At 51.7% G+C, this 12,271-nt stretch carries 9 protein-coding genes; 3 read left to right on the top strand and 6 right to left on the bottom strand.

Annotated features, from left to right (window positions below; genetic code table 11):
• Positions 1-20: 20 nt before the first annotated feature.
• Together ACT53G_RS09055 and ACT53G_RS09050 are read left to right on the top strand one after the other, a co-directional pair.
• Complete coding sequence (locus ACT53G_RS09055) at positions 21-2,960, top strand: EAL domain-containing protein (RefSeq protein ID WP_476144267.1); 2,940 nt, start codon at positions 21-23, stop codon at positions 2,958-2,960.
• Positions 2,953-4,230, top strand: a complete 1,278-nt coding sequence (locus ACT53G_RS09050) for an HD-GYP domain-containing protein (RefSeq protein WP_476169206.1) — start codon at positions 2,953-2,955, stop codon at positions 4,228-4,230. The genes ACT53G_RS09055 and ACT53G_RS09050 overlap by 8 nt, the downstream gene beginning before the upstream one ends.
• Before the next feature lie 28 nt (positions 4,231-4,258).
• On the opposite strand, the gene ACT53G_RS09045 is transcribed toward ACT53G_RS09050, so the two are convergent.
• The 6 genes from ACT53G_RS09045 to ACT53G_RS09020 all read right to left on the bottom strand — a co-directional run bounded on the left by ACT53G_RS09045 (position 4,259) and on the right by ACT53G_RS09020 (position 11,194).
• Positions 4,259-6,484, bottom strand: a complete 2,226-nt coding sequence (locus tag ACT53G_RS09045; RefSeq protein ID WP_476169205.1) for a TonB-dependent receptor — start codon at positions 6,482-6,484, stop codon at positions 4,259-4,261.
• Positions 6,485-6,527: 43 nt separating this feature from the next.
• Positions 6,528-8,789, bottom strand: a complete 2,262-nt coding sequence (locus ACT53G_RS09040; protein WP_476169204.1) for a TonB-dependent receptor — start codon at positions 8,787-8,789, stop codon at positions 6,528-6,530.
• A 45-nt stretch (positions 8,790-8,834) separates the two neighbouring features.
• A complete protein-coding gene (locus ACT53G_RS09035) occupies positions 8,835-9,554 on the bottom strand; it encodes a PEP-CTERM sorting domain-containing protein (RefSeq protein WP_476169203.1) in 720 nt (239 codons plus the stop codon).
• 62 nt (positions 9,555-9,616) lie between these two features.
• On the bottom strand, positions 9,617-10,366 hold the full coding sequence (locus tag ACT53G_RS09030; protein ID WP_476169202.1) for an FxDxF family PEP-CTERM protein: 750 nt from the start codon (positions 10,364-10,366) through the stop codon (positions 9,617-9,619).
• Positions 10,367-10,443: 77 nt separating this feature from the next.
• Positions 10,444-10,692: a helix-turn-helix domain-containing protein gene (locus ACT53G_RS09025; RefSeq protein WP_194748582.1), complete on the bottom strand. Its 249-nt coding sequence runs from the start codon at positions 10,690-10,692 to the stop codon at positions 10,444-10,446.
• Positions 10,693-10,756: 64 nt separating this feature from the next.
• Positions 10,757-11,194, bottom strand: a complete 438-nt coding sequence (locus ACT53G_RS09020) for a DUF2946 domain-containing protein (RefSeq protein ID WP_275356191.1) — start codon at positions 11,192-11,194, stop codon at positions 10,757-10,759.
• A 64-nt stretch (positions 11,195-11,258) separates the two neighbouring features.
• Between ACT53G_RS09020 and ACT53G_RS09015 the strand changes: the two genes are divergently transcribed.
• On the top strand, positions 11,259-12,155 hold the full coding sequence (locus ACT53G_RS09015) for a DUF808 domain-containing protein (RefSeq protein ID WP_379074892.1): 897 nt from the start codon (positions 11,259-11,261) through the stop codon (positions 12,153-12,155).
• The last annotated feature ends 116 nt before the right edge of the window (positions 12,156-12,271 follow it).

The raw sequence follows: 12,271 nt of genomic DNA, 5'->3' as shown, positions 1-12,271 counted from the left end.
GGAATCAAGCAGACTGAATTATGTTACCCACCGTTTTTGATCATCATAGCACAGCATGGTTGCAGCCATTTGCCGTCACCATGCCCGATATGGCTATGCTGGCCATCAATCGCCGTGCAGTGAGCCTGGCGGCAAACGAACAGGCATTGTCTCTGCTCGCACCAATAGGCAAGGAATTGCCCAAAGAGACACGTCAGGTGCTCATCGAAGCCATGCGCGAAAGCAAAACCGAGCTAAACATCACGCTTACCCTCAAAGGCCTCAAGCGCGATTTCAAATGCAGACTATTCTATCCGCAACACACCCGTCGCGCCGTGGGCCTCATGCTGGAGGAAGAAGAAAAGACCTTGACCGACCAGTTGCTGCATATGCAATCCATCGTGCATTCACTGATCGAAATGAGCCCTGACCTGATTTGCATTAAGGATAGCGACAACCGCTGGATGATGGCCAACGAGCAAATGCTCAACACCTTCCAGATCAACCATTTTGACTTTGAGTTTTTGAATAACCGTCAAATTGCGCAAACCTTGCACCCGGTATTCCGCAACAGTTTTGAACATCACGAAAAATCAGACCAACAAGTCTGGCAAACGCGCCAGCCCTACCACAATGAAGAGTTGGTGCATTTGCCACAAGGCGGTCATAAAACGCTAGAAGTGCATAAAGTCGCTTACTACGACCGCGAAGACCTTCCAAGCCACCTGATCACGGTCGCTCGCGATGTGAGCGAGCAAAAGTTTATTCAAACCCAACTCAACAACCGCAGTGCCGTGCTGGATACCCTGATCTCATGCGACTGGATGCTGCACTCGACTGAACGCTGGCAAACGGTGGCAGAAAACGTGCTGCAACAATGCTGCCTGTCCTTTAGATTCAGTCGCGCCACCCTGCTGCAGCATGAGAATATCCATACGCGCAACAAGACAGAAATGCGCTCCAAGGCCCTGTTTCATTGGGCCATGAACGGCTTTCATGCCACGTATGAGCACTGGGAAAAAGTGTCTTTCCTCACGCCAGAACTACAACGCTGGCATGCCCTGCTGGCGCAGGGCCAGCCGGTTATGTGTGATGCCCTGAGCCTGCCAGAGGCCGAGCGCGCCCTGCTCAAGTCGCACGACACGGTCAACCTGGTCATTGTGCCGCTGATGCTGGACGATGACTGGTGGGGCTCCATGGTCATTGAACGCTGTTTTGATGCAGAGCCGACCAGTTCACAAGAACTGGGCTCACTGATGGCCATCGGCCGCACCTTGAGCGTGGCCATCAACCGCGAACAAACCGGAAAACATCTCAAACTGGCAAAAATCGCCTTTGACAGTACCACCGAAGGCATCATGATTGTGAACCCGGCCGGGGAGCTGGTGGGGATCAACCAGGGTTACACCTTGATTACCGGCTATGCAGAAGAAGAGGTACTGGGCAGCAAACCGCAAATCTTCAAACAGCGTCCGCGCGGCTTGTTTGGTGCGCTCAAACGTCATGGCAAATGGTCTGGGGAAATTGAGAATGTCCGCAAAAACGGCGAGAGCTACACCGAGTGGATGACTATCACAGCGGTGCGTAACCACGCCAATGCCATCACCAATTATGTGGGCGTGTTTGCGGATATTTCGGAAATGAAACGTTCGCAACGCCAGTTGAACTCTCTGGTCAATCACGATCCGCTGACCGGCCTGCCTAACCGCCGCCTGATTAATCACCTGTTCGCGCATGCGATTCAGCGCTCCGGCCGCAATGAGCAGCAAGCGGCCATTCTGTTTATCGACCTCGACCGCTTTAAAAATATCAACGACAGCCTGGGGCATTATGCAGGCGACCAGTTATTGTTGAGCGTAACCGAACGTCTGCGTCAGGCCGTCCGTGAGTCTGACATCGTTGGCCGCCTTGGTGGTGACGAATTCATCATCATGCTGGAAAACCTGCGCAGCAAGGCCGATGCGTCACAAAAAGCGCATGATATTCTGGAAGCCCTGCGTGTTGAATTCAATATTGACCACCACCAGATTTTTGTCAGTGGCAGCATAGGCATCTCGATGTACCCGCAGGATGGGCAGGATGTCGAGAGCCTGATCAAAGCCGCCGACCTCGCCATGTATCAGGTCAAAAACAACGGTAAAAACCATGTCGCGTTTTACGACGCTGCACTGAGCCGCGACGCCGTTGAGCACTTCCAGCTGGAAACCGAGTTGCGGCAGGCGCTCAATAAAAACCAGCTGAATATGTTCTATCAGGCCCAGATTGACCTCAAGACAGGCATGATTATTGGCGCGGAAGCGCTCATCCGCTGGATGCATCCGACACAGGGCATTATCTCGCCCGCCAAATTCATCCCGCTGGCAGAAGAAACCGGCCTGATTCTGAGCATAGGGGAATGGGCCCTCGCTCAGTCGGTCCGGCAAGCGCATGCCTGGCATCAACAGCATCCGGAATTCAAGAAAATTGCGATTAATGTCTCTGCTGTGCAGATCATGAAAAGCAAGTTTGCCGACACGGTCTACGGCATCCTGATGGAAAGCGAATGTGACCCATCCATCATTGAGCTTGAAATCACCGAAAGCACCTTGATGCAGCATACGCAACATGTGGTCGACACCTTCAATCAACTCAAGCTGTTGGGAATCAGCATTGCGATTGATGATTTTGGCACCGGCTACTCTTCACTCTCACACTTGAAACGGTTGCCTCTGGACCAGATCAAGATAGACCGCAGCTTTGTCAAAGACCTGCCAAACGACAAGGACGATGCTGCGATTACCAGTGCGATTTACGCCATGGCGACCCAGCTGGGATTTACCGTGGTGGCTGAAGGCGTAGAGACAGAAGAGCAGGAAAAATTTTTACAGCGACTGGGGTGCCAGACAGCCCAAGGCTATCTGTACGCCTACCCGGTCAATGCGGACGATTTTGTAAAACTGTTAACATTAAACAATCAAAGAAAAATAAAACGCCATGCATAATCAAGCCTCCGACACTTATTACATTAGCCCAGACCAACTGCAAGTGGGGTTATATATCCACCTTGATCTCGGTTGGATGGATCATCCATTCTCGGTCAGCAACTTCAAGATCACTGAAGATGCGCAAATTGACACGATCAAATCGCTGGGGCTCAAGCAGCTACGCTATGACCCGCGACGGAGTACCAGTCACCCGCTGAAAAAAAATGCCAATGTTGTGGAGTTTCTGGTGAAAAAAGCGTTGTTCCCAGAGCCGGAACCCGCCAAAGAAACCACGCCGCTCAATGCTGCTCAGCAGAAACGACAGGTGCTCAAGCAAGTCATCAACGAGAGTGAGCAAAAGTTTATGCGCACCAGTGCCGAGGTCAAAAACATTCAGAAGCTCTCAACCGAGCATCCTGACCAGGCTTATGGACTGGCTCAGACTCTGGTACAAGACCTGGTCAGCAGCACACTGACCGAGGGCGATATTGCGATCCACGCCATGAGCGGACACCGTGTCGGCGATCAGCATTACCAGCATGAGCTGAATACCCTGGTGGCCAGCCTGATCCTGGCCAAGAACCTGAATATCAGCGATGAAGATGCGGTGATACTGGGCATGGCGGCCATTTTGCATGATATTGGCAAGCGGCAAATTAGTGACAAAATCCTGTTAAAAAAGGACCCCCTTAACCTGCGCGAAGTCGCGATTTATCAAACCCACGTCGCCTTAGGCCTGAATATGCTCAAAGAGGTGGCCGTGCCAAAAAAAATCATGACGCTGATTGCCCAGCATCATGAATTTGCCGATGGGAGCGGTTACCCGCAAGGCCTGCGTGCAGAACAGATTGATCCGTTGTCGCATATCCTGATCATCGCCAATGTGTATGACAACTTATGCAACCCCTCTAACCCGGCGTTGGCAAAAACGCCCTACGAAGCGCTCAGCATGATGTTTGCGCAGCAACGTCACCAGTTTGACCAAACCATTTTGCGCCGCTTTATCAAATGCCTGGGCATTTATCCGCCAGGCAGTGTAGTGCGCCTATCTGATCAGCAACTGGCGACGGTGGTCTCCACCAACCCGCAGCAACCCTTAAGGCCTTTCGTGCAGATACTCAACGATGATCCTGAGGAAGAAGGCGAGACCTTTGACCTGAGGGAAGCGCTGGACATCAACATCATCCAGTGCCTGAAACCAGAGCAGCTACCCGATATCCTGCAAAAACGCATGCGGCTCAAACAGCGCACCAGCTACTTTTTGGATAAGTCACTGGCATTGATGTAACCCCATAAGCATAGGCATAACCCAGGGATCAGAACTGGGCTCTGATCCCTGCCAGCAATGTAAACGGCATGGCCAACCCTTGCGACCAAGGTTGGCCATAGCTGTAAGTACTGTCCTGATAGGTTCTATCAAACACATTCATCACATTGGCATAGATTTGCCAGTTTTTGTTAATGGTATAACTGGCGCTCAGGTTCACAATGGTGTTAGACCCTTGTTTTTGAGCTTCCCCCGATGCAGAAAAGGCAGTTGTCATCGGGCCAACATAATAGGCTTGAATATAGGTATGCCAGCGCGCATCCGGTTTCCAAGCGAGGCCCAATGCAGCGATATTTTTGGCAAAACCTGCTAGCTGGGTATCCAATGGGGTCGTCACACTCCCAGACTTGCTGGTCAAGTACGTACTGGTATAGGTGTACATTCCATCCAGTTGCCAGGTATCGGTCAATACATATTTTCCATATAACTCAACACCATAGGCTCGCCCGGTCTGGTCGTTTGTGTAATACGTAATATTGCCCGTACAGTTGGTGAATGTGCTGCCTCCAGTCCATCCACAAAGATTTTTCACAGGTTGAGGCGCAGACGCATTTTTAGCAACATTGTATGTCGCGATCATATCGCTAATATCATTAAAGAAATACGTCACACCAAGCGTCAGTTTGTCCCCACGAAAATCCGTTCCTACTTCAAATCCTTTCACTTTTTCTGGCATCAAGTTTGGATTAGCCACGGTAAAGGCGGTTGAGTTGCCAAAACTTCTGAGCAGGTTATTAAATCCTGGCGCACGAAATGCCGTGTACGCTGAAGCGCGTAAGGCCACATTGTCATTCCAGTCATAATGAACACCAGCACTCGGGTTGAACGCATAATATGAAGTATCTGCATTCCCCCCTCCCGAAGCGGTCCCGCCCGCTCTGGTCAGCTGGCTAGACATGTTATTTGTAAACCACTCATCATAACGGCCGCTCAAAGTCAGCTGTAAGGCTTCTGTAGGCGAGTATTTCCCCTGCATGAATACACCTTGGAATGTTTGTTCGCCTGAGCCTATCGCCGTTGCAAAAAGATTTTGCGTACTCTTGATCGAAGCCGGTGTACCGAAGTACTGCTCCGCATCACTGGCCGTCAGCTTTCTGAAGTCTGCACCGACTTGGACACCATCACCAGCGACATTAAACGTTTTGGAATATACCGCTGACAGTCCTTTTTCACGATACGCCTGATTGCCATATTGTGTGTAATAAAGGCTATAGGGATTATTCACAGTTTGCGGATTGGCGAGTAAAGATGTACCTGCTGTTCGACAGGTACCGGTTCCATTCGCATTGGACCAGAGACAAGAAGCACCATTGTACTTATCAAAGCTCAAATACTGGTACCAGGCACGCGTACTGACTTTACTGTCGTCAGACAATGCTGCGGTAAAGCCACCCGCCACATCTGTACTGCTCTGCAGGTTGTTACCATAGGCTGAGCTGTAATTGATGTCCTGATCCTGGCGCGCATAGCCCATTTTCAAGAAAGCCTCGAATTGATCTGAGGGATGATAAATCCCACTAAGCCGAATCACATTGTTTTCATCATGCGTAGCCCTTCGTCCCGGATACATCCACAGGTATTCGTGTGGCACTGTAAGATACCCATTGGTCTGCGTACGGTTATAAGTGAGATTAAAGTGCAAATGATCAGACATCGAAAAGTTTTTGCTGATGTACTCATTATTGGTCCCCTGTGTCCCGCCTGAAATCACGGCCTCTCCGGCATTGTCTTTGGGTGTTTTGGTAATGATATTGATCACACCGGACGCGGCCATGCTGCCCCATAGGCTAGATGAACCTCCTCGCATAATCTCGATATGATCAATGTTATTCAATGGCACCTTGAACCATTGCGTCGTCAAGTAGAAAGGATCAATCACAGGAATGCCATCCACCATCACCAGCACCTTGCTGTTACCAGTCCCGCGCAGCTTGGTCTGATTCCCTGTGGGATCACTGATCAATGCCGGGGTGCCAGAAAAATTAAACCCGGGAATCATACGCAACACCTGATCCAGTGATTGTGCCGCCGTTCGCCGAATATCCTCCTGCGTAATCAATGTAGTATTCACCGGCATCTGACTCAATTTAGCCTGCGCACGGCTAGACGTAATCACCACGTCTTCCAATTGCTCGGAATACTGGTCATGGTCTGCGTAGGCATGGGAAACCACCCCGCCCCACACCAACATCATCATCCACACCTTATTATTCAAAACGCTCCCCTTTTACACATGGTCAAACAGATGCAGACCACTTTTAATAAAACAAATTGAAGGCCACATTTACCGACCGCCCCATGCCGGGCAAGTTGATGCCCCATGGAATTGTGCCGAGGCTCATCGGGTCTCCTTGACCAAGATAGGCCCCGCCTAGTGGCGAGTAATAAAGCTTATTCAGGGCATTTTCCACGGCGAAATCCACCCTGAAATGTTTACGACTGTAACTGGTACGCAGATTGAGCAAGCCATACCCATCGGTCTGAGTTTCATTGCGGACCGCTGACACATGCGTCTTTGCACTCACAAGCTGTAGCTCTGCGGTCGACAACCAGCCGCCGACGGCATGCTCTAGCGAGAATCGTCCATTGAGGGGCATGATGTGATAAAGATCATTGCCGCTGGTGGTGTTTTCACCTCGGGTATAACTGATCAGGGATTTTGCCCTGAACTCACCCCAAGACTTCTGCTCAGGATTCAGGACACGATAGGCGGAGAAATCAAGCCCATGCAGCCTGGCGCTTTGATTGGCATACTGCAAAATAACGTAGGCATTATTGTTGGTCCGATTGGCTGGCGAACACCTGCCGCTGTTGCAGCGTTTGGCATCGACATAATCACTGATGTAGGTCAGGTAGGCATTTATTTTGGCTGCCCACACAGACTGTGCTTCATCATGCCAATCCATTGCGAGATTCAGGGTGTGCGCGACTTCAGGTTGCAAATTGACGTCGCCCACATAACCATTGCCGTCGCCGACAAAATTGTTCATGAGCGCAGCCATCGAGAAGGTTGCCCATGGATAGCGCTCATACAGGTTAGGCGATCTGGACTTTCGGGCCAAGCCAAGTTCGTAAGTGGCCTGCTGGGTTGGCATATAACGGGCTAGTGCGGTCCAGTCCCAATTATGGTCCCGACGATCATGACTCAGCGCATTGAAGCTTCTAACATCATTTCGGTAGGAAGCTGTATTACTGTAGCCCTGTACATCTGACGCATCCGTACTCACAATATCCGAGCGCAAGCCCAGAGAGGTCTGCCATGCAGTTCCCCAGTGTGAGTCCATTTCAGCAAACAGGCCAATACGATCGCGGCGCCCGTTACGGATATTTTGAAAATCATTACAGCACATAGAGCCGACTGCCGATCCAACCGGTGGCCACCAGTCATCCAGACGATAGGAAACGAACTCACTCCCGAGTTTGAAAATATGGTCCGTCAAAAACGGGATGCTTAACTTTAACCCACCACCAACGGTTGTCGCTTTGGATAACATGGGCATCAGTTGATCTGCACGTTCTGCACCAATATCCATCGCATGTTTGACCCGTTGACGGTATAGCCTGGCCTGAATATCCCCCCAGTCGAACTCACCGTTGTAGCGAAAGTTGATGTTGGTGTTTTGATTATCCGTCATGTCCATGCGTTGATTCGGAAAGCCCTCAAAACCAACGGTCTGCTGGCTGATACCCAGTTGCAGCATATGCGAGTCCTGTTTGAAGGCGAGATCAAGCGCTCGGTTAATGGCGCCGGAAATGGCACTGGAGGCAACTTCATCGAGATCAGTCGCCTTGATCCAGTCTGCAGAGGGCCAGCGGCTGAGATCCTTGAAGTCTTTGGCTGCACGATAATTGGAGGCGTCCAATCTGGACTCTGAATACTGGAGATTGAACTGCCTGCTTGCAAAGCCAGCAGCTGCATTCCAGCCATGGGCATAGCCATTACTTCGGTAAAAACTCCCTAAATTGCCGGTGACCAGGGGTTGCTCACCCGTGGCAAACACTGGAGAGGCGGCACTGACTTGAATGGTCCCGCCCAGGCTATCGCCGCCTTCACTCACTGGCACGACCCCGCTGAACACTTTAATCTTGCCCACTCGACTAGGGTGAATATATGAGAGTATGGAGTTCATGTGATTGGGGCATGCGGAGGATAAATCCATGCCATCCACCTGTGTGCGCAAACGTTCATCGGCTAAGCCATGAATCGCAGGTAATCCAGAAATCGTACCTGCCGAATACACACTCAATCCAGGCACCTCTTCCAGCATTCTGGTGGTGTCCATTTCCATAGCATGGGATCGGAGGCTTTCAGCCTCCAGCTCTGTCGCCGACAAGGGAGTTGCACGCGGTTTCTTTTCTACCACTTCAATCTCAGGCAAACCGAGTGTCTGATCCGATTTCGGCAGAGATGGCTCTGCGTCCGCGGCCTCAGCCAGCGGTGAGGCGGCATAAAGCGCGATGAATACCAGCTGCCAGTTCTGCGGAAAGCGCAACGATAATTTTTGTTCGAATATGTACATATGTGACCTTAAGCGTGGCGAGCATTGCTGCTCGCCACACCTTGCTTACATCGAACGACGCTGTTTACGTTGCGCCCAAGCCAACAGGCCAAGTCCCAATACCATCATTGCAGAGCGATCAGCCTCAGGCACTGGCACCGTCACAGACAGCAAGCTCACGCTCTGTGACACAGGATAACCACTCATGGTCCCAACACGCCCATAGCCAGCCACTGTAGTCCCCGTCATACAGGTCGGCCCCATCATGCCGCCCGCTGTACAATCGGCATAGGCCAGCTTGTTGATTTGCGCAGAAGTCAGCGCGGCCAATGGATCAGTCGTGTTCACAAACACTCTGGCATAAGCATTGTTGCTACCATTGTTTCTGGTCATCCCGACGCCGGGGGTCCATCCATCGCCGCTGGTAAACGTGCTGGTGGTTGAGTTAAGAAAGGTGGTAACAAGAAACCCGCCAAGCGCAGCGTCATAAGTTGCATCCAGTTGATGCGTCAAATGCACCCAACTCATGTCATCTGAGCCATTGATGCCTGTGGCGGGGTTGTAATCCGTCATGCCGGTCATAGACTCACTGAGCCAGCCCTGCAAACCAGAAACCGTCTTGCTGACAGTATCAAAAGTGAATGTCCCCACAAACCAGGTATTGGCCGGATCAGTATCTGGCTCAATAAACTTGGTGGTCACGTTATAGGTCGCAAGCGCAGCAAATGCTGGGCTGGTTGCCAAGGTCAGGGCAGTGATTGCCAATGTTTTTTTCAATGCGTTCATTATCTTCTCCTATCATGTTGGTGAGGGCGTTCAGCACGCTCACCAACGATTCATGTGGTGGGTTATTTGCTACTACGGCGCACTTGCCAGCCGATCAATGCCAGACCTGCTAGCACCAAGGCCATGTTTTCCGGCTCGGGGACGGCAGTGACATTCAGTGAGGCGGTGTAGCCAAAAGTGGTCGCAAGCTGGTTTGCGGCGTTGTTACCTCCGATCATGATGGTGTAATCGCCTGCGCCCAGCAGAAACTTGCCGGTGACCACATCGGTCGCGGTTGTGGCAGAGCCTTTGTAGATAAAACTGCTCAACTCATTGTCGATACCAATCGCATCGCCATCACCGCCCATTTTCCAGTTGCCCAATGCGTTCCAGCTACCATCGGTGTCGGTATACGACTTGTTGGAGCCAAGGTTGGCTTGCGCCCAGCTGTAGCGCCATACGATAGAAGCGTTGGCACTATCGTAATCGGCGCTGGTTTGCGTGCCAGGGAAAACACCGCCCGTTCTGATGGCGGCTAGGCCAGAGTAAATCGAGAAGGCAGGCAATAAATCGGCAGAGGCCGCATTCACGGTGAAATCCACCCAGGCATTGTTTTGCAGGGTGAAGCGGAAAGCGCGGCCGATATGGCTATCGCCCAGATTGCCGTCAGCGGCGCCGGCCCAGCCATAGTTGGTATTGACCGTGGTGGTAATGCTATTGCTGGCATTCACCAGGCCAGAGAATGTGCCAAAGTCACGCCCGGTATAACTTAAATGCGCCCAGGCAGGTTGAGTGAGTCCCAGCAAGGCCAGGGCCAAGAAGGTTTTTTTCATAGACTTTTCCTCAGAAATATTTTTTGTAAACGGCATGCCCCCTACTGGTCAGCTACCAGCAGGGTGAGCATCACACATCAGGCGGCGAAGACTTGCCTGGCATCCCGATCGGGTTGCCAGCGGATAAGCGCGCTGATGTCACAAGCGAAATAAGAGCAAAGTTTGCCCAGATGCTCGGTGCATGCGTTGTAAGAAGGATTTTTGACCATGCGATGCAAGGTCATGCGGCTGATGCCGGTAGACTCAGCGATTTCTTTGAGGGTGATGTGGCGTTTCCACTCCACCTGTTTGGCAAATATCATTGCCTGAAGGTTGATGACGATCATGTCATGACTCCATATGTGCCTGCATCACAGGCATACCCATAAACCGTCTACACAACAGACGGCACTAGATTGAGTAAGGTGGAGTCAGTGGGGGTGCGCGCGTGGGGTGCGCGGTGGAGTAAACACTTGCGACAACAGGGGCCTGATAGCTGCTTAAAGCAATCTCGGCCTGGGCTTGTTGAAACAGAATGTAAGCCGGATTGGGCTGGGGCAATACCACATCATCCATCGCCATATGGCAGAACGGACAATGATTGAGATGATGCCCCAGTGAAACCGGTTTTTGTGAAGGCTGATAGTCAATCAGGGTAGCGCGCAATTTTCCTTGCGTGGTGATCACCTGAATGACCAGTTTACTGCCCTGCGAGGAACACACCTCCTGAATAAAGCTTTTGCCTGCTTGCATGGGAAACGCGAGGCTCAACGTCGGCACGAGCGCAGCCAGCATGATTGCCATCAAGGCCATGCGTGCCATCCAACGTTGAAATTTGCGCGTCACCATGCCGCCATTTTAACGGCAATCCTTTAAAATAAACAATAGCCTCTTCATTGACACAGGACAAACCATGGCCACTCCCAGCCTGCTGGCACTATTAGATGACATTACCACCATGCTGGATGACGTTTCCGTCATGAGCCAGCTCGCGGCCAAAAAAACAGCGGGGGTACTGGGCGATGACCTGGCACTCAATGCCCAGCAAGTCACAGGGATTGCCGCCAAGAGAGAGCTGCCAGTGGTGTGGGCGGTGGCGCGAGGATCGCTGCTGAACAAACTGATTCTGGTGCCTGCAGCGCTGTTGATCAGTGCGTTTTTACCTTGGCTGATCACCCCCTTGCTGATGCTGGGAGGGGCCTTTCTGTGCTTTGAAGGCTTTGAGAAAGTCTGGCACAAACTGCGCCATGACAAGCACTCGGACACCAGTGAACAAGCGATCCACGCCGCCATGCAGCAACCTGAGACAGACCTGGTCGCCCTGGAGCAGGAAAAAATCAAAGGCGCTGTACGGACGGACTTCATTCTGTCCGCCGAAATTATTGTGATTGCCCTGGGCGTTGTCGCCGATGCAGCTATCACGCAGCGTATTCTGGTGCTCTCCCTCATTGCCGTCGTCATGACACTGGGGGTGTATGGCCTGGTCGCTTTGATCGTCAAAATGGATGATATCGGCTTATGGCTGATGCAACGAAGCGGTTATCATCTTCTGGCCTCTGCCGCACGCAAAACAGGTTGGGGCATGGTGCAAACGGTCCCCTACCTGATGCGCTTGCTCAGCATCGTCGGCACCGCGGCCATGTTTCTGGTCGGCGGCGGCATTCTCGCCCATGGCACCCCCCCCTTGCATGCGCTGATTGAGCAATCTCCACAGTGGACGCTGTTGTGGAACGCCTTGATCGGCATATTGGCGGGCGCTATCTGCTTCGTCTTAATCCATATCGCGATGATATTTAGAAAGAAACACTAGTTTTTTTCTAAGCCCTTGTTAGAATTACCTAAAAAGGGGGCTTCATGATACTTTCGCGCAAAGTAATAGTGGTTGCTTTATCGGTTTCCGTTGCTTGCTTGCTCGGTTCTTTGCAA

Source organism: Methylophilus sp. DMC18 (genome assembly GCF_056314005.1).
This window is presented reverse-complemented; position numbering and strand designations above follow the sequence as displayed.